The organism is Variovorax sp. NFACC27, from assembly GCF_048301545.1.
GTDB lineage: Bacteria > Pseudomonadota > Gammaproteobacteria > Burkholderiales > Burkholderiaceae_C > Variovorax > Variovorax gossypii.
On record NZ_CP157613.1, the window covers coordinates 6,932,585 to 6,949,166 of the forward strand.

At 68.9% G+C, this 16,582-nt stretch carries 17 protein-coding genes; 12 read left to right on the forward strand and 5 right to left on the reverse strand.

What is annotated here, in order from left to right; all coding sequences use genetic code 11:
• Positions 1–88 precede the first annotated feature (88 nt).
• A complete protein-coding gene (locus tag ABL840_RS32450) occupies positions 89–1,327 on the forward strand; it encodes an aspartate transaminase (RefSeq protein WP_093307691.1) in 1,239 nt (412 codons plus the stop codon).
• Between the two features lie 25 nt (positions 1,328–1,352).
• The gene (locus tag ABL840_RS32455) at positions 1,353–2,024 is read left to right on the forward strand and encodes an RraA family protein (protein WP_093209931.1); all 672 of its coding nucleotides are present in this window, start codon (positions 1,353–1,355) and stop codon (positions 2,022–2,024) included.
• A 113-nt stretch (positions 2,025–2,137) separates the two neighbouring features.
• Here the strand turns inward: ABL840_RS32455 and ABL840_RS32460 are convergent, their stop codons facing one another.
• Complete coding sequence (locus ABL840_RS32460) at positions 2,138–3,073, reverse strand: LysR family transcriptional regulator (protein ID WP_093307689.1); 936 nt, start codon at positions 3,071–3,073, stop codon at positions 2,138–2,140.
• A gap of 112 nt (positions 3,074–3,185) precedes the next feature.
• On the opposite strand from ABL840_RS32460, the gene ABL840_RS32465 reads away from it, so the two are divergent.
• Genes ABL840_RS32465 through ABL840_RS32480 form a run of 4 tightly spaced genes read left to right on the forward strand, consistent with a single transcriptional unit; the run spans position 3,186 to position 7,051 of the window.
• The gene (locus tag ABL840_RS32465) at positions 3,186–4,124 is read left to right on the forward strand and encodes a dihydrodipicolinate synthase family protein (RefSeq protein ID WP_093209934.1); all 939 of its coding nucleotides are present in this window, start codon (positions 3,186–3,188) and stop codon (positions 4,122–4,124) included.
• A gap of 49 nt (positions 4,125–4,173) precedes the next feature.
• Positions 4,174–5,145 carry a Bug family tripartite tricarboxylate transporter substrate binding protein gene (locus ABL840_RS32470; RefSeq protein WP_093209936.1) on the forward strand — a complete coding sequence of 324 codons (972 nt, stop codon included), beginning with the start codon at positions 4,174–4,176 and terminating at the stop codon, positions 5,143–5,145.
• Positions 5,135–5,845 (forward strand): SDR family NAD(P)-dependent oxidoreductase, encoded by a 711-nt coding sequence (locus ABL840_RS32475; protein WP_093307688.1) that lies wholly within the window; start codon positions 5,135–5,137, stop codon positions 5,843–5,845. The genes ABL840_RS32470 and ABL840_RS32475 overlap by 11 nt, the downstream gene beginning before the upstream one ends.
• 39 nt (positions 5,846–5,884) lie before the next feature.
• Complete coding sequence (locus tag ABL840_RS32480) at positions 5,885–7,051, forward strand: mandelate racemase/muconate lactonizing enzyme family protein (protein WP_093209940.1); 1,167 nt, start codon at positions 5,885–5,887, stop codon at positions 7,049–7,051.
• 123 nt (positions 7,052–7,174) lie between these two features.
• On the opposite strand, the gene ABL840_RS32485 is transcribed toward ABL840_RS32480, so the two are convergent.
• The gene (locus ABL840_RS32485) at positions 7,175–8,161 is read right to left on the reverse strand and encodes a tripartite tricarboxylate transporter substrate-binding protein (RefSeq protein ID WP_093209942.1); all 987 of its coding nucleotides are present in this window, start codon (positions 8,159–8,161) and stop codon (positions 7,175–7,177) included.
• Between the two features lie 189 nt (positions 8,162–8,350).
• On the opposite strand from ABL840_RS32485, the gene ABL840_RS32490 reads away from it, so the two are divergent.
• Positions 8,351–8,899, forward strand: coding sequence for a MarR family winged helix-turn-helix transcriptional regulator (locus tag ABL840_RS32490; RefSeq protein WP_093307686.1), 549 nt, complete (start codon positions 8,351–8,353; stop codon positions 8,897–8,899).
• Position 8,900: 1 nt separating this feature from the next.
• Here ABL840_RS32490 and ABL840_RS32495 read toward each other — a convergent pair whose 3' ends face one another.
• Complete coding sequence (locus ABL840_RS32495; RefSeq protein WP_176947668.1) at positions 8,901–9,248, reverse strand: FlxA-like family protein; 348 nt, start codon at positions 9,246–9,248, stop codon at positions 8,901–8,903.
• A gap of 145 nt (positions 9,249–9,393) precedes the next feature.
• On the opposite strand from ABL840_RS32495, the gene ABL840_RS32500 reads away from it, so the two are divergent.
• Positions 9,394–9,840 (forward strand): universal stress protein, encoded by a 447-nt coding sequence (locus ABL840_RS32500; RefSeq protein WP_093209947.1) that lies wholly within the window; start codon positions 9,394–9,396, stop codon positions 9,838–9,840.
• Between the two features lie 26 nt (positions 9,841–9,866).
• Here ABL840_RS32500 and ABL840_RS32505 read toward each other — a convergent pair whose 3' ends face one another.
• Positions 9,867–10,796 carry a LysR substrate-binding domain-containing protein gene (locus ABL840_RS32505; protein ID WP_093307711.1) on the reverse strand — a complete coding sequence of 310 codons (930 nt, stop codon included), beginning with the start codon at positions 10,794–10,796 and terminating at the stop codon, positions 9,867–9,869.
• 140 nt (positions 10,797–10,936) lie between these two features.
• Here ABL840_RS32505 and ABL840_RS32510 point away from each other — a divergent pair, with 140 nt between their 5' ends.
• From ABL840_RS32510 to hpaI, 4 genes are read left to right on the forward strand one after another with little or no spacing between them, the layout of a single operon-like run.
• A complete protein-coding gene (locus ABL840_RS32510) occupies positions 10,937–11,932 on the forward strand; it encodes a tripartite tricarboxylate transporter substrate binding protein (protein ID WP_093307684.1) in 996 nt (331 codons plus the stop codon).
• Between the two features lie 43 nt (positions 11,933–11,975).
• On the forward strand, positions 11,976–13,499 hold the full coding sequence (locus ABL840_RS32515) for a UxaA family hydrolase (protein WP_093209951.1): 1,524 nt from the start codon (positions 11,976–11,978) through the stop codon (positions 13,497–13,499).
• A 37-nt stretch (positions 13,500–13,536) separates the two neighbouring features.
• Positions 13,537–15,018 (forward strand): NAD-dependent succinate-semialdehyde dehydrogenase, encoded by a 1,482-nt coding sequence (locus ABL840_RS32520; RefSeq protein WP_418116087.1) that lies wholly within the window; start codon positions 13,537–13,539, stop codon positions 15,016–15,018.
• Between the two features lie 36 nt (positions 15,019–15,054).
• The gene (gene hpaI / locus ABL840_RS32525; protein WP_093307681.1) at positions 15,055–15,864 is read left to right on the forward strand and encodes a 4-hydroxy-2-oxoheptanedioate aldolase; all 810 of its coding nucleotides are present in this window, start codon (positions 15,055–15,057) and stop codon (positions 15,862–15,864) included.
• A gap of 67 nt (positions 15,865–15,931) precedes the next feature.
• Here the strand turns inward: hpaI and ABL840_RS32530 are convergent, their stop codons facing one another.
• Positions 15,932–16,492: a dihydrofolate reductase family protein gene (locus ABL840_RS32530; RefSeq protein WP_093307679.1), complete on the reverse strand. Its 561-nt coding sequence runs from the start codon at positions 16,490–16,492 to the stop codon at positions 15,932–15,934.
• Between the last annotated feature and the right edge of the window lie 90 nt (positions 16,493–16,582).

Below are 16,582 nucleotides of genomic sequence, written 5' to 3' on the forward strand. Positions count from 1 at the left end.
GTGCTCACCATGAGTCATAAGCTGCGCCTATACGACCAGTGCAATCTCGTCTTGGCCTCGCGGGAGCGATGTGCGTACCGTTCGGTCCATGCAAGCCACTACCTCCAGCGCCGACTCCAACGTTGCCTCCCGCATTGCCGCCCGCGTGCGGCGCATCAAGCCCTCGCCCAGCACCTCGGCCGCCGACCGCGCCAACGAGCTGCGCAGGCAGGGCAAGTCGATCGTGAACCTCGTGGTGGGTGAACCCGACTTCGACACGCCCGCCCACATCCGCCAGGCCGCGGCCGCCGCCATCGAGCGCGGCGCCACCCGCTACACGCTGATGGCGGGCACCGTGGAGCTGCGCGAGGCCATCGTCGCCAAGCTGCAGCGCGAGAACGGCCTGAGCTACGCGATGAACGAGATCATCGCCACCAGCGGCGCGAAGAGCGCGATCTACAACGCCTTCGCGATCACGCTGGAGCCGGGCGACGAGGTGATCATTCCGGCGCCCTACTGGGTGTCGTACCCCGACATGGTGCTGGCCTGCGAGGGCACGCCCGTCACCGTGCCCTGCCCCGAGGTGAACGGCTTCAAGCTGACGCCCGCGCAGCTCGAGGCCGCCATCACGCCGCGCACGCGCTGGCTGCTCATCAATTCGCCGAGCAACCCGACCGGCGCGAGCTACACCGCCGCCGAGTACCGCGCACTGGCCGAGGTGCTCGAACGCCATCCGCAGGTGATGGTGATGACCGACGAGATCTACGAGCACATCCGCTTCGACGGCGAGCCGCTGCCGCACATCCTGGCGGTGGCACCTTTGCTGCGCGACCGCACGCTGATCGTGAACGGCGTCTCCAAGACCTATGCGATGACTGGCTGGCGCATCGGCTACGCGGCCGGGCCGGTGGACCTCATCAAGGCGCTGGACACGCTGCTTTCGCAATCCACCGGCAACTGCTGCTCGGTGAGCCAGGCGGCCGCCGCCGCGGCGCTGAACGGCGACCAGAGCTTCGTGGCCGAGAGCGTGGCCGTCTACCGGCAGCGGCGCGACCGCACGCTCGCACTCGTCAACGACATTCCCGGCCTGAGCTGCGCCACGCCGCCAGGCGCCTTCTACCTGTACATCAACTGCGGCGGGCTCATCGGCAAGACCACGCCCCAAGGCAAGCGGCTGCAGGAAGACGGCGACGTGGTGATGTACCTGCTCGAGAGCGAAGGCGTGGCCGTGGTGGCGGGCACGGCATATGGCCTGTCGCCCTACTTCCGGCTTTCCATCGCCACGTCGCTCGAGACGCTGGAAGAAGGCTGCAGGCGCATCGCGCGCGCCGTGGCCGCACTGCGCTGAAGACTTCACGACCAGGACGATCCCCATGCCCTACAAAGCCATTCGCAAGAACCCTTCGGCCCCGCAGGTGGCGGCGCACATCCTCGCCGCGCTGCAGGACATTCCGGTCGCCGCGCTCAGCGACAACCTGCACCGCAACATCGGCAGCGTCGGCCTGCAGCCCTACCACCGCCCCGGCCACAAGACCATGGCGGGCACGGCCGTCACCGTGAAGACGCGCGGCGGCGACAACCTCACGCCCATGCGCGCCTTCGAGTTCTGCCGGCCCGGCGACGTGCTGGTGATCGATGCGGGCGGCGACGTCACCAACGCCGTCATCGGCGGCATCCTGTCGTTCTATACCGCGACCATCGGCACCGCGGGCCTGGTGCTCGACGGCGCGATCCGCGACGTGGCCGAGATCCGCGAGCGCGACTACCCGGTGTACGCGCGCGGCGTGAACCACCGCGGCCCCTACAAGGACGGCCCCGGCGAGATCAACGTGCCGGTGTCGGTCGGCGGCATGGTCGTGAACCCGGGCGACATCGTGGTGGGCGACCAGGACGGGCTGCTGGCCTTTTCGCCCGACGAGGCCGAGCTGCTGATCGAGAAGGCCCGCGCGCATCTGGAGACGGAAGCGCGCACCATCCAGGCGATGAAGGAAGGCCGATGGGACCGCTCCTTCCTGGACGCGCTCGAAGCTCGCTGCATGAACTAGAACTCCCCCAGGCTTCGCGCACTTCGTGTCGCTGCGCCTACCCCCTCGCCGGGGGCGACACCTGCGGCCCGGCAAAGCCGGTTCCGCGGTGTCCCGCGAACAAGCGGGGCCAATCAGGCGGCTGAGGTGCTTTCGCTGACCAGCGCCCACAGCGCCTCGGCCACCGGCGCCATCTGCGCCTGCTGGCGGTACAGACGAATGTCCACCGGCACGCGCCAGCCGCCCGCGCCGGCATCGGCCAGCGCGCCGTTACGCAGGTCATCGGCCACCAGGCTCATCGGCAGCCATGCCAGGCCGCGCCCCTCCAGCGCCATGGTGCGCAGCAGCGCGGCATGGTGGGCCGTGAAGACGATCGACAGCGACGTGGCGAAGTCCTTGCCGAACTCGCTGTCCTGCATGGCCCGCATGATCCGGCCGAGCCCCGAAGCCTCGCTGTAGGCGAGCACGGAGGGCGATCGGCCCTCGCCCAGCGCATGCTGCGGCGCGCCCTTCGCGTCGGGTGCGCTCACGGGCACCAGCACGTCCTCGCTCAATCGCTGCACCGGGTACTGCGCCTCGTCCAGCCGGCCGGGCGCACCCGCATGGCCGTGGCACAGCACGAACTGCACGCGGCGCTGCAGCATCAGGTCTTCGCAGGCGTACGAGCTGTCGGAGATGGTCTGGATCGGCCCCATGCTCAGGCTCGACTCCACGCCCGCCAGCCAGCGCGGGAAGAAGGTCAGCGAAAGCACGTGGGTGGCGGCGAAGCTCAGGCTGGCCGCCGCGAGGTCGTGGGCGGCGCGGGCCTTGATGCGCGCGGCCTCCAGGCCCGCGAGCGCTTCCTGCAACAGCGGCTGGAAGCGCTTGCCCGCCGCCGTGAGCGCGGTGGGATGCGCGCTGCGGTCGAACAGGTCGACGCCCACCCATTCCTCCAGCGAGCGGATGTGCCGGCTGAAGGCGGGCTGCGCGATGGAGCGCGCCTGCGCGGCACGCGAGAAATTGCCGGTCTCGGCCAGGGCCAGGAAATCTTCCAGCCATTCGAGGTCGAGCGGTCGGTTGCCGGGGCCCATGCGCTGCGCGATCGGTTGAATAGTTGTATGCGATTCGAGTATTGGACGGCCCGTGCCCCGCCGGCAAAAGATGCACCCATTCCTGCAACTTGAACCATCACGGAGACACAGCATGCCTTCCATCGCGAATTATCGCGGGATCATCCCCGCCATTTCCTGCCCCTTCACGAACGACCACCGCATCGACGAGCCGGCGCTGCGCAAGCTGGCCTCGTGGCTGGCCGGCCACGACGGCGTGGTGGCGATCATGACCAACGGCCATACCGGCGAGGTGTTCTCGCTCACGCCTTCGGAGCGTGCCGAGGTGACGCGCATCGTGGCCGACGAGCTGCGCGGCCGCATGCCGGTGATCTCGTCGATCGTCTGCGAGGGCCTGGCCGAGGCCGCCGAGCATGCCCGCGCCGCCCAGGCCGCCGGCGCGGTGGCGCTGGACGTGATGCCGCCGCACCACTGGCTGCGCTTCGGCTTCACGCCCGGCCATGCGCTGCAGTATTTCGAGGCCATCCACCGCGCCGCGCCGGAGCTGGACCTCGTATGCCACGTGTACCCGGCATGGACGCGCGCCTCGTACTCCTCGCAGCTGCTGGCCGAGCTGGCGCGCCTGCCCTACCTGCAGGCCTTCAAGGTGGGCCAGCGCGACATGAACAAGTACGCCCGCGACATCCAGGCGATCCGCGAGGCCGATGCCTCGAAGGCCATCCTCACCTGCCACGACGAATACCTGCTGGCCTCCATGGTCCAGGGCGTGGACGGCGCGCTGGTCGGCTTCGCGACCTTCATCCCGCAACTGATCATCGACCTGTGGAACGCGGTGAAGGCCGGCGACCTGAAGAAGGCAATGGCGGTGCAGGCGCTCATCACGCCGCTGAAAGATGCCGTGTACGGCGGCGGCGAGCCCACCGGCGAGGCGCATGCGCGCATGAAGGGCGGCATGTACCTGGCCGGCGTGCTCGAGAACGCCACGGTGCGCCCGCCGACCGAGGCGCCGAACGCGCGCGAGATGGACGCGCTGCGCGCCGCCGTCGAGCAGGCCGGGCTGTCGAAGCGCTGAGCCCACGGGCCATGACGCCCGATCGAGAAAACACAAGGAGACAAGAGACATGCAACGCAAGCACTTCCTGCGCGCCACCCTGGCCGCCCTCGCGCTGGCAGCCGCATCGACCGCCGGCTTCGCCCAGAACTGGCCCAGCCGCCCGGTGCGCATGGTGATCCCGTTTCCGCCGGGCGGCACGCTCGACACCATCGGCCGCCTGCTGGCGCAGAAGCTCGGCGAGCAGACGGGCCAGAGCTTCATCGTGGAGAACCGCGCGGGCGGCAACGGCGTGATCGGTGCCGACGTGGTGTCGAAGGCGCCGGCCGACGGCTACACGCTGCTGTTCAACGCCTCGACCTTCACCACCGCGCCGATGACCATGAAGTCGGTGCCCTACGAGGTGGTGAAAGACTTCACCCCGGTGGCGCTGGTGGCGAAGGCGCCGCTGTCGGTGGCGGTCAACAAGAACCTGCCGGTGAACGACGTGAAGTCGCTCATCGCGTACGCCAAGGCGCACCCCGGCAAGATGACCTTCGCGGTGGGCTCCATCGGATCGGCGGGGCACCTGTCGACCGAGCTGCTCAAGCGCGCGGGCGGCGGGCTCGACTACCTGATCGTGCCGTACAAGGGCACGGCGCCGGCCTTCCAGGACCTGATCGGCGGGCAGATCGACGGCTTCATCGACCCGATCCTCGGCTCGCTGCAGTATCACAAGAGCGGCATGCTGAAGGTGATTGCCGTGACCTCGGCCACGCGCGCGACCAGCCTGCCGAACGTGCCCACGGTGGGTGAAAGCATCCCGGGCTACGAGTTCTACAGCTGGTACGGTCTGTGGGGCCCGGCGAAGCTGCCGGCGGCCATCACGCAGCGGCTGAACGCCGAGGTCAACAAGGCGCTGGGCACCGACATGCGCGAGACGCTGAACGCGCAGGGCCTGCTGCTGACGCCGGGCAGCGTCGAGGACTTCTCGAAGTTCCAGGCCGAGGACATGGCGCGCTCGAAGAAGATCATCACCGAGGGCAACATCCATGTCGAATGAGTTCGCCACGGCGCCCCATGCGGTGGTGACGGGCAGCAGCGGCGGCATCGGCCGCGCCATCGCCTCGCACCTGCTGGAGGCCGGCTGGCGCGTGAGCGGCGTCGACCTCGCCGCGCCGACGCTGTCCTCCCACGCAGGCTTCACGCACACGGCGGTGGACCTGTGCGATGCCGATGCCATCGCGCGCGTCGCCGCCGCGCTGCAGGATGCCGATGCGCTGGTGCATGCGGCCGGCGTGCTGCGCGTCGGCGAACTGGGCTCGCTCGACCATGTTGGTGGCGAGCTGATGTGGCGCCTGCACGTCGACGCGGCCACGCGCCTGGCCGACGCGCTCGTGCCGGCGATGGCCGCGCGCGGCAGTGGCCGCGTGGTGTTCGTCGGCAGCCGCGTCGCGCAGGGCCTGCCCGGTCGTGGCCAATACGCCGCGACCAAGGCCGCGCTGATCGCGCTCGCGCGAAGCTGGGCCGCGGAAGTCGCGGCCCGGGGCGTGACCGTCAACGTGGTGTCGCCCGGCGCGACGCAGACCTCGATGCTGCAGGACCCGGCCCGCGCGGGCAGCGCGCCGCGCATGCCGCCCATAGGCCGGCTGATCCAGCCCGGGGAAATCGCCGCGCTCGTGGGCTTTCTTCTCTCGCCGCAGGCGGCGGCCATCACGGGGCAGGACGTCGCCATCTGCGGCGGTTCGTCGCTGCACCGCTGAACAACCTTTTCGCTTCTTTCTCATCCCCGGAACCCGACCATGAAAATCGTCAACATCCTCGAATCCACCCGCCCCATCAAGTCGGACATCCGCAACGCCTACATCGATTTCTCGAAGATGACCCTGAGCCTCGTGGCCGTGGTCACCGACGTGATCCGCGACGGCAAGCCCGTCATCGGCTATGGCTTCAATTCGAACGGCCGCTACGGCCAGGGCGGGCTGATCCGCGAGCGCTTCCTGCCGCGCCTGCTGGAGGCCGAGCCCGCGTCGCTGCTCGACGAGACCGGCGACAACCTCGATCCGCACAAGATCTGGGCCCGCATGATGATCAACGAGAAGCCCGGCGGCCACGGCGAGCGCTCGGTGGCCGTGGGCACCATCGACATGGCCGTGTGGGACGCCACCGCCAAGATCGCAGGCAAGCCGCTCTACCAGCTGCTGGCCGAGCGCTACGGCACCGGCAAGCCCGACCCGCGCGTGTTCGTCTACGCGGCCGGCGGTTACTACTATCCCGGCAAGGGCCTCGAGGGCCTGCAGCGCGAGATGACCAGCTACCTGGAGCGCGGCTACTCGGTGGTGAAGATGAAGATCGGCGGCGCAACGCTCGCCGAAGACTGCGAGCGCATCGAGTCGGTGCTGAAGATCCTCGGCCCCGGCCAGCAGCTCGCGGTGGACGCCAACGGCCGCTTCGACCTGCAGACGGCCGTCGACTACGGTCGCGCGCTCTCGCAATACCCGCTCTTCTGGTACGAGGAAGCCGGCGACCCGCTCGACTACGAACTGCAGGCCAAGCTCGGCGAGGTGTACGCCGGCCCGATGGCCACGGGCGAGAACCTGTTCTCGATGCAGGACGCGCGCAACCTCATCCGCCACGGCGGCATGCGCCCCGACCGCGACTGGCTGCAGTTCGACTGCGCCCTGAGCTACGGTCTCGTGGAATACCTGCGCACGCTCGACATGCTGAAGGAGAACGGCTGGTCGCCCTCGCGCTGCATCCCGCACGGCGGCCACCAGATGTCGCTGGCCATCGCCGCCGGCCTCGGCCTCGGCGGCAACGAGAGCTACCCCGACCTGTTCCAGCCCTACGGCGGCTTCCCCGACGGCGTGAAAGTGGACAACGGCTACGTCACCCTGCCGCCGCTGCCCGGCATCGGATTCGAAGGCAAGGCCGACCTGATCTCCGAGATGCGAGCCCTCGCCGCCTGAACCAGCGCAGCCCATTCGCGGGACACCGCGGAACCGGCTTTGCCGGGCCGCAGGTGTCGCCCCCCGGCGAGGGGGGTTGGCGAAGCGACACGAAGTGCGCGAAGCCTGGGGGGAGTATCAAGTTCAGGGCTGAAAGCCGGAGCGGCGCACCACCGGCTCCCACTGCGCGCGATAGGCCTTGAGCATCTGCGCGGTCTCGGCCGCGTTGCTGACCACCGGCGTGATGAAGAGCGCGTCGGCCGCCTTCTGCAGGCCCGGGTCCTTCATGACGTCGCGGATCGAGTTGGCCAGCAGCTGCACCCTGGCCGGCGCCATCGAGCTGGGCGCGAAGAAGGTGTTCCAACCGTCGGCATCGATCTTCATGCCGGCCTCGCGAAAGATCGGGATGTTGGGCGCGAAGCTCGCGCGCTTCTTGCCCGAGGTGGCGAGGATGCGGATCTTGCCGGCCACGTGCTGCGGATAGAGCGAGTCGAGCGTGTCGATGGCGATCGGCAGGCTGCCTCCGCTCAGGTCGGCCGCCAGCGGCGCGGAGCCGCCGTAGCCCTTGATCTGCGGCTGCACGCTCAGGGCGTCGCCCACCATCAGGCCGAAGAAGTGGGGCAGGCTGCCGGTGGCGGGCACGCCGAACACGGCCTCTTCCGGATGCGCCCAGAGCCGGCCCACCAGGAACATCGCGCGGTCGAGCTGGAGCTTCTGGCCGACCGCGAGCGCGAAGTCGTAGCTGCTGACCTGCGAGACGGGCACGAAGTCCTTGTCTGGGTCGTAGCCCGCGTCCTTGAACACCAGCGGCGCGACCACCATCACGGCGGGGTTGCCCAGCATCAGCACGTTCTGCCCGGCGGGCGCGCGCTTCACTTCCTTGGCCGCGAGCCGGCCGCCCTCGCCCGGGCGGTTTTCCACGCTCACCTGCACGCCGAGCTTCGGCCCGAGACGCTCGGCGATCAGCCGCGCGATGCGGTCGGTGCTGCCGCCCGGCGCATAGCCGACCACAAGGGTGAGCGGCCCGCCGTCCAGCGCGGCGGGCGCCTGGGCATGGGCCAGGGGAGCGCAAGCGGCAAGGGCCATGCCCCCTGCCATGATGAGCTTGCGCCTGGAAAGAAATGCGGGCATCGGATCTCCTGCGGGACAGTTGTCGTGAACGGGAAGGCGCGGGTTTCACGGCGAAAATCGCGCGTCAAGACTGTTTCCGCTCGTTCAAATTTGTTACTGGTTTATACGTATGGGCAAACAGTTGATCTAATCAATCAACTGCCCGCCGAGGCGGGCGAACCACACTCACCCCGCCGTTCCGCCACCCATATGCAACAAGCTTTTCCCGATGCAGGAGCGTTGCGCGCGCCCCGTTCCCTGGACGACCTGCTGCTCTATCGCATGGCGCGCGCCGTGCGCGCGGGCAGCGGCATGGCCACCCGGCTGGTCGAGGGCGGCTTCGGCATCACGCGCCGCGAATGGGGAATGATCGCCACGCTCGCGCAAGAAGGCGAGATGACGTCGTCGGCGCTCGCCGCGCAGCTGCACCTGGACCGGGTGCGCACCTCGCGCGGACTGCGCAGCCTGGTCGAGAAGAAGCTGGTGCACCGCCGCCAGAACGCGGAAGACCGGCGCGAGGTGCACGTGCGGCTGAGCGCCTCGGGCCAGCAGCTGTTCGGCGGACTCTTCCCGCGCATCGCGGGGCTGAACACCGAGCTGCTGGAAGGCATCGCGCCCGCGGACATGGAGGCCTTCCTGCGCTGCCTGCAGCACCTCGAGCAGCGCGGGGAAGAGCTTCTCGCGCAGGGCGTGGTGGCGGAGAAGGCCGACCGGCGCTCCGGCGGCACGCGGCACCGGTGGCCCGAGCGCGGAGGCTGAATCAGGCCTGCACGTCCACGATGCCGCCGATCGAAGCGTTGCGGCTGCCGTTGCCGGCACGCTGCGAGGCGGAGGCGCTTTCCTCCATCGACGCCATGGCGCTCTTCTGGACGGCGCCCATGCGCAGCGCGTTCATCTGCTGCTGCAGCATGGCCAGCTGGGCCGCCAGCGCCTGGAGCTGCTGCTGGACCATCTTGCGCGCATCGCCTTCGGGCGTGCTGAGCAGCAGGCCCTGTGTTTCCTTGATCTGCTTCTGCGTCGCCGTGATCTGGCGTTGAATCTTCGCAATCTCGACGTTCACGTCGCCCCCGCTTCTCGCGCTGCCGGTTGCACCGATGGCATTCACCATTTCGATCCTCCTTTTTCGTGTACGAGCAGGAGTTATCGGCAGCCGGCACGAAAAATGAAGGGTAGCCTGCCCGGCTTGCATGGCCGCGATCGCGAACTAGACTGAAGTGTGGGCACCCGCGGTGCCGGGGGCCAAGGAGCCTGCCATGTACAAGCGTGTTCTTGTCGCGACCGACGGCTCGGCGCTGTCGGAGCAAGCGGTCAAAGCCGCCATCGACCTGGCTCTTCTGACCAATGCGGACCTGGTGAGCGTCACCGTCGCGCACATCGAGCCGGTCGGCTACTTCGAGGGCTCGATGATGCTGAGCCAGCGCGACATCCAGGAATCGCAGGCGCACACCGACCGGGCCGCGCAGCAGCTGGTCGACAAGGTGGCGGCTTCGGCACTCGCCAAGGGCGTGCGCAGCGCGCAGGCCATCGTCATGCGGTCGAACCAGGTGGCCGAGGCCATCATCACCACCGCGAAGAACCAGCAGTGCGACCTGATCGTGATGGCCTCGCACGGACGCCGCAGCCTCGCGCGCCTGCTGATGGGCAGCGAGACGCTGCACGTGCTGACGCACTCGCACATCCCGGTGCTGGTGCTGCGCTGACGGAACGGTCTCCTGCCTCCTGTTTCCTATTTCGGCGCGACCTTGCGCAGGCAGTCCATCAGCAGCTGGCTGGCCGGCGTCTGCGAACGGCCCCGCAGCGTGATGATGCCCACTGGCGGGAGTTCGATCGGCACGTCGATCTTCAGGATGCAGAGTTGTCCCTGCTTCGCGAAGTGCCGGGCGACGCCGCGCGCCAGGAAGCCGACGGCCGGCCGCTGGTGCATCACCGAAAGCGTCACGAGGAACGAAGCCGTCTCGACGATGTCCGCCGGCGGCACGAGACGATGCTTGTAGAACATCTGCGCCAGCTTCGAGCGCGACGAAGCCCACGGCGGCGGCACCACCCAGGGCAGCCCGGCGAGCATCGCCCAGCTGGGCCTGGAAGCCTTCGCCAGCGGATGCTCCGGGCCCACTACGATGCACATCGGCTCCGCGTAGAGGGCCTCGGTTTCCAGGTCGGGCGATGCATAGCCGGGCTCCAGCCGGCCGACGATCAGGTCGAGCTCGCCCACGCGCAGGCGGGGCAGCAGCCGCGTGAGGTCGCCCTCCTCCACCATCACGGTGGTCAGCGCCGACTGCTTCTTCAGCCGCTGGATGGCCTGCACCAGCAGGCTCGGCGTGGCCACCACCATCGCGCCGACGCTGGTGCGGCCCGCGCCTCCGCTGGCCACGGCGTCGATCTCGTCGCGCGTGCGCTGGTAGTCGGCCAGCACCGAGCGCGCGAAGCGCACCACCGTCGCGCCGTAGGGCGTGGGCTCGGTGCCGCGCGTGGAGCGCACGAACAGCTTCAGGTCGAACATGCGCTCGATCTCCGCCAGCATCTTCGAGACGGCCGGCTGCGTGATCGAAAGGAACTCCGACACGCGGCCCAGGTGGCGGAACTCGTCGAGCGCTACCAGCAGTTGCAGGTGGCGCAGCTTGAGGTTGGAGCGAAGCACGCGGTCGATCTGGCTCATGGTGTCGTGGGGCGTCATGCGGCCTTCTTTCTCTTCATAACCTCAAGCTCATGAAGAGAGTCCGCTATTTCATTGGATGGCAATGATTGTCTCCGGAAGAATCCGCCCTGCCTGCCGAACAACGATTCCTGGAGACAACGATGAAAACCCCTCGCAAGCTGGCACGCCGCCAGTTCGTGCTGGGCGGCCTGGGCGCCGCCGCACTCGCCAGCACACCAGCACGCGCGCTGGCAGCCGACTACCCCGAACGTCCCCTCACATTCATCTGCCCATGGCCCGCGGGCGGCACGGCCGACAGGTCGATGCGCATCATCTGCCAGATCGCGTCACGCGAGCTCGGCCAGCCCATCGCGCTGGAGAACCGCGCGGGCGCCTCGGGAATGATCGGCACCAAGGCACTGGCCTCGGCACGGCCCGACGGCTACACCATCGGCCAGATACCGATCTCCGTGACGCGCTTCTCCCAGATCGGCACCGTGCAGCTCGATCCGCTGAAAGATCTCACCTACCTCGCACGCACTTCGGGCCAGACCTTCGGCATCGCGGTGCCCGCGCGCTCGCCGTTCAAGTCTCTTCGCGACGTGGTGGCGCATGCCAAGGCCCACCCCGGCACCGTGACCTATGCGCATGCCGGCATCGGCGGCGCGACGCACGTCGGCATGGAGCAGTTCGCGCAGGCGGCCGGCGTGAAGTTCAACGCCATCGCCTACAAGGGCGGCTCGGCCGCGCTGCAGGACGTGCTGGGCGAACAGGTCGACATGCTGGCCGACAGCAGCTCCTGGGCGCCGCACGTGGAAAGCGGCAAGCTGCGCCTGCTCGCCACCTGGGGCGAGACGCGCACGCCGCGCTTCAAGGACACGCCCACGCTCAAGGAGCTCGGCTACGACGTGGTGGTGGAAGCGCCCAACGGCATCGGCGCGCCCAAGGGCCTGCCGCCGGCGGTCGAGAAGAAGCTGCGCGATGCGTTCCGCACCGCCGTCAACAGCGAGGAATTCCGCAAGGTGGCGGAAAGCATCGACGCCCCCGTCATGTACCAGGACGGCCCCGAGTACCAGAAGTACGTGCAGGCCGTCTACCGGCAGGAGACCGAGCTCATTCGCAAGCTCAACCTCAAGGAGCTGATGGAAAAGGGCTGAGCAAGCCTTCCATCCGCAAGCACCTTTCCATTCCTTTTTCTTCATGAACGACAGCCCCCTGCTTCGCCTGCATCCGAACGACAACGTGCTGGTCGCCAAGAACGCCATCGCCCTGGGCGAGGCGATCGCCGAGTTCGGCGTGCGCGCCAGGGCGCAGATTCCCGCCGGCCACAAGATCGCGTCGCGCGCCATCGCGGCCGGCGAGGAGGTAAGGAAGTACGACACGGTGATCGGGGTGGCCTCGCGCGACCTGCAGGCCGGCGACTACGTGCACAGCCACAACCTCACGCTGGTCGACAGCTACCGCGACCCGGCCTTCTGCCAGGACGTGCGGCCCGTGGACTTCGTGCCCGAAGCCGAGCGCGCGACCTTCATGGGCTTCGAGCGGCCCGGTGGCGGCGTCGGCACGCGCAACTTCATCGGCATCCTCTCGTCGGTGAACTGCTCGGCCACCGTGATCAAGCGCATCGCCGCGCACTTCACGCCCGAGCGCATGGCGGCGTTTCCCAACGTGGACGGCGTGGCCGCATTCGCGCAGACCAGCGGCTGCGGCATGTCGTCGCCGAGCGAGCACTTCGACGTGCTGCGCCGCACGCTGGCGGGCTACGCGCGCCATCCGAACCTGGCCGGCGTGCTCATCGTGGGTCTGGGCTGCGAGCGCAACCAGGTCGATGCGCTGGTCGATTCGCAGGGCCTCCAGGCGGGCCGGCTGATGCGCACGCTGGTGATGCAGGAGGTGGGCGGCACGCGCGCGACCATCGAGGCCGGCATCCGCGCGATCGAGGAGATGCTGCCCGAGGCCAATGCGGCGCAGCGCACGCGCGTCGGCGCGCATCATCTGAAGATCGGGCTCGAATGCGGCGGCTCCGACGGCTTCTCGGCCATCACCGCCAACCCTGCACTGGGCGCGGCGATGGACCTGCTGGTGCGTCACGGCGGCACCGCCATCCTGTCGGAAACGCCGGAGATCCACGGTGTCGAATTCATGCTCACGCGCCGCGCCGCCACGCCCGAGGTCGGGCAGAAGCTGCTCGACCGCCTCGCCTGGTGGGAGCGCTACGCGGCCGGCCAGAACGCGCAGTTCAACGGCGTGGTGGGCCACGGCAACCAGGCCGGCGGCCTGGCCAACATCTTCGAGAAATCGCTGGGCTCCGCCATGAAGGGCGGCACCACGCCGCTGCGCGCGGTGTACGAATACGCCGAACCCATCGACGAGCCGGGCTTCGTCTTCATGGATTCGCCGGGCTACGACCCGGTGGCCGTCACCGGCCAGATCGCCAGCGGCGCGCAGCTGATCTGCTTCACCACCGGGCGCGGCTCGATGTTCGGCAGCAAGCCCGCGCCGACGATCAAGCTCGCGAGCAACACGCCGATGTTCAGGCGCCTGGAGGAAGACATGGACATCAACTGCGGCGTGGTGATCGACGGCGAACTCTCCGTGCCCGAACTGGGCCGGCACATCTTCGAGCAGATCCTGCGCCACGCCTCGGGCGAGCCGACCAGAAGCGAGACGCTGGGCCTCGGCGATCACGAGTTCGTGCCATGGCACCTGGGCATCGTGAGCTGAGCCCGCCGTTCAAGAAAAAATGCAAGACGCAACCCCCATGCCCCTGACCCTCTCGCGCCCCGACCTGCAACGCACCGAAAACTTCATCGCCGGCGAGTGGCTGCGCACCGCCTCCGGCCGCACGCTCGACGTGACCGATCCGGCGATCGGCACGCTGGTCGCGCAGGTTCCCGATTCCGATGCAGCCGACGCACGCGCGGCCACCGACGCGGCGCACGCCGCCTTCCCCGCTTGGCGCGCCGTGCCCGCCAAGCAACGCGCCCAGATCCTCAAGCGCTGGAACGACCTCGTGATGGCGCACCAGGAAGACCTGGGCCGCCTCATCTCCCGCGAACAGGGCAAGCCGCTGGCCGAGGGCCGCGGCGAGGTCGCCTACGCGGCCAGCTACATCGAATGGTTCGCCGAGGAAGCCACGCGCGCCAACGGCGAGATCATTCCCGCACCGGTGACCGGCCGGCGCATGCTCGCGCTGCGCGAGCCCGTGGGCGTGGTCGCCGCGATCACGCCGTGGAACTTCCCGGCCGCGATGATCGCGCGCAAGATCGCGCCTGCCCTTGCCGCAGGCTGCACCGTGGTGTGCAAGCCGGCCGAGGACACGCCGCTGACCTCGCTGGCGCTGGTGAAGCTGGCGCAGGAGGCCGGCGTGCCGCCGGGCGTGCTCAACATCGTGACCGCCTCGCGCGAGCGCACGCCCGAGGTGGTCGACGCCTGGCTCGACGACCCGCGCGTGCGCAAGATCACCTTCACCGGCTCGACGCCCGTGGGCAAGCACCTGGCACGCCGCTCGGCCGACACGCTGAAGAAGCTCTCGCTGGAGCTCGGCGGCAATGCCCCCTTCATCGTGTTCGACGACGCGAACATCGACGCGGCGGTGGAAGGCCTGATGGCCGCCAAGTTCCGCAACGGCGGCCAGACCTGCGTGTGCCCGAACCGCGTGTTCGTGCAATCACGTGTGCACGATGCCTTCGTCGACAAGCTGGCGGCGCGGGTGGGTGCGCTGCGGGTCGGGCCGGCCAGCGACGAGGGCTCGCAGATCGGGCCGATGATCAACGCGCGCGCGGTCGACAAGATCGAGCGCCACGTGCGCGACGCCGTCTCCCGCGGCGCCCGCGTGGTGGTCGGCGGCAAGCGGCTGCGCGATGCGCGCTGCGACGGGCCCAACTATTACGCGCCCACGGTGCTGGTGAATGCCGACTCGACGATGGAATGCAGCTGCGAGGAGACCTTCGGGCCGGTGGTGCCGGTCACGCGCTTCGAGAGCGAGGCGGAGGTGATCGCCGCGGCCAACGAGACGCCCTTCGGGCTCGCGGCGTACTTCTATTCGACGGACGTGAAGCGCATCTGGCGCGTGACCGATGCGCTGGAGTCGGGCATCGTGGGCATCAACGAAGGCGCGCTGGCGGCCGAGGCGGCGCCCTTCGGCGGCGTGAAGGAGTCGGGCTACGGCCGCGAGGGCTCGGTGCATGGGCTGGAGGACTACATGCACATCAAGTACGTGTGCCAGGGCCAGCTCGACTGACTTCATTCATCTCACTCATTTCCCGGATTCGAAAGCATGCCCGCAAGCAACTCCTTCAAGGCGGCCCTGGCCGCGCGCCAGCCGCAGGTCGGCCTCTGGCTCTCCATGGCCGATCCGTACATGGCCGAGGTCAGCGCGACCGCCGGCTTCGACTGGCTGCTGATCGACGGCGAACACGCTCCCAACGACCTGCGCTCCACGCTGGCCGCGTTGCAGGCGGTGGCGCCGCATCGCGCGCAGCCGGTGGTGCGCGCCGTTCAGGGCGACACCGCGCTCATCAAGCAATTGCTCGACATCGGCGCGAAGAACCTGCTGGTGCCGATGGTCGACACCGCCGAGCAGGCACGCGCGCTGGTGTCGGCCACGCGCTACCCGCCGCTCGGCATCCGCGGCGTGGGCAGCGCGGTCGGACGCGCATCGCAGTGGAGCGCGCGCTCCGACTACCTCGACATCGCCGACGGCGAAGTCTGCCTGCTGGTGCAGGCGGAGACCGTGACCGCGCTGTCCAACCTCGAGCAGATCTGCGCGGTCGACGGAGTGAACGGCGTCTTCATCGGACCGGCCGACCTCGCCGCCTCGATGGGCCATCGCGGACGCCCCGGCCATCCCGAAGTGCAGGCCGCCATCGAGAACGCGATGCGGATCATCGTGGCCTCGGGCAAGGCGGCAGGCACGCTGACTTCAGACCCGAAGCTGGCGCGGCGCTATCTCGAACTCGGCTGCACCTTCGTGGCCGTGGGGGTGGATGTGCTGCTGTACGCGGGCGCGGCGCGCAGGCTGGCGGCGGACTTCCTCGGTGCGCCTGCCGCAGCACCTGCGCCTGCCGGGTCGCAGGGAGCGTACTGAGCAAGGCGTTCAACGCCCCCGTTCGGTGGCGGGCGTCGCACAACGGACTGTCCGCCGCAACCGCTTGCTAGACGCGCGCGCGCCGGTAATGCATGGCGACCACGCCGTTGCCGAGCGGACTCGCAGAGACCAGCTCGAGCCGTCGCGTACCGGGCAGTCCGCCCTGGTACAGGGTCGGGCCATGGCCGGCGATCCTGGGATGGACGAGGAACCTGTACTCGTCGATCAGATCCAGCCGGTCCAGCTCGGTCGCGAGCTTGCCGCTGCCGAGCAGCACGCCTGCCGGGGTCGCGTCCTTGAGCTTCTGCACCTCCGAGCGCAAGTCGCCGGCGACGTGGTGGCTGTTGGTCCACGGGAAATCCGATCGCGTCGACGACACGACGTACTTCGGCTTGATCTCCAGCTTGACCGCCCATTCGCGCACCGCCGGCGGCGCGTCCACATCGCCGCGGGCGACCGCCGGCCAGTAGCTCTCCATCATCTCGTAGGTGGTGCGGCCCCACAGCATCGCACCACCCTCATCCATGAGGTTGGTGAAGAAGGCGTGCGTCTCGTCGTCGGCGATTCCCTCCTGGTGGTCGACGCAGCCGTCCAGGGTGAGGTTGAGGCTGAAGGTCAGAAGTCCCATGAGAGTCTCCTTCGAGTGGGGTGCTCCGCTGGAGCATTGCTTGTCGACGAATACCTCGCAGCGGCCGAAGTGGCGCGGGCACGGCAGGCG

Excerpts from the sequence above, each read along its gene's own strand:
- ABL840_RS32460 (WP_093307689.1), bottom strand. The coding sequence starts at position 3,073 with ATGGGCCCCGGCAACCGACCGCTCGACCTCGAATGGCTGGAAGATTTC.
- ABL840_RS32465 (WP_093209934.1), top strand. The coding sequence starts at position 3,186 with ATGCCTTCCATCGCGAATTATCGCGGGATCATCCCCGCCATTTCCTGC.
- ABL840_RS32520 (WP_418116087.1), top strand. The coding sequence starts at position 13,537 with ATGCCCCTGACCCTCTCGCGCCCCGACCTGCAACGCACCGAAAACTTC.
- ABL840_RS32455 (WP_093209931.1), top strand. The coding sequence starts at position 1,353 with ATGCCCTACAAAGCCATTCGCAAGAACCCTTCGGCCCCGCAGGTGGCG.
- ABL840_RS32480 (WP_093209940.1), top strand. The coding sequence starts at position 5,885 with ATGAAAATCGTCAACATCCTCGAATCCACCCGCCCCATCAAGTCGGAC.
- ABL840_RS32505 (WP_093307711.1), bottom strand. The coding sequence starts at position 10,796 with ATGAGCCAGATCGACCGCGTGCTTCGCTCCAACCTCAAGCTGCGCCAC.
- hpaI (WP_093307681.1), top strand. The coding sequence starts at position 15,055 with ATGCCCGCAAGCAACTCCTTCAAGGCGGCCCTGGCCGCGCGCCAGCCG.
- ABL840_RS32495 (WP_176947668.1), bottom strand. The coding sequence starts at position 9,248 with ATGGTGAATGCCATCGGTGCAACCGGCAGCGCGAGAAGCGGGGGCGAC.
- ABL840_RS32515 (WP_093209951.1), top strand. The coding sequence starts at position 11,976 with ATGAACGACAGCCCCCTGCTTCGCCTGCATCCGAACGACAACGTGCTG.
- ABL840_RS32450 (WP_093307691.1), top strand. The coding sequence starts at position 89 with ATGCAAGCCACTACCTCCAGCGCCGACTCCAACGTTGCCTCCCGCATT.
- ABL840_RS32510 (WP_093307684.1), top strand. The coding sequence starts at position 10,937 with ATGAAAACCCCTCGCAAGCTGGCACGCCGCCAGTTCGTGCTGGGCGGC.
- ABL840_RS32490 (WP_093307686.1), top strand. The coding sequence starts at position 8,351 with ATGCAACAAGCTTTTCCCGATGCAGGAGCGTTGCGCGCGCCCCGTTCC.
- ABL840_RS32530 (WP_093307679.1), bottom strand. The coding sequence starts at position 16,492 with ATGGGACTTCTGACCTTCAGCCTCAACCTCACCCTGGACGGCTGCGTC.
- ABL840_RS32475 (WP_093307688.1), top strand. The coding sequence starts at position 5,135 with ATGTCGAATGAGTTCGCCACGGCGCCCCATGCGGTGGTGACGGGCAGC.
- ABL840_RS32470 (WP_093209936.1), top strand. The coding sequence starts at position 4,174 with ATGCAACGCAAGCACTTCCTGCGCGCCACCCTGGCCGCCCTCGCGCTG.
- ABL840_RS32485 (WP_093209942.1), bottom strand. The coding sequence starts at position 8,161 with ATGCCCGCATTTCTTTCCAGGCGCAAGCTCATCATGGCAGGGGGCATG.
- ABL840_RS32500 (WP_093209947.1), top strand. The coding sequence starts at position 9,394 with ATGTACAAGCGTGTTCTTGTCGCGACCGACGGCTCGGCGCTGTCGGAG.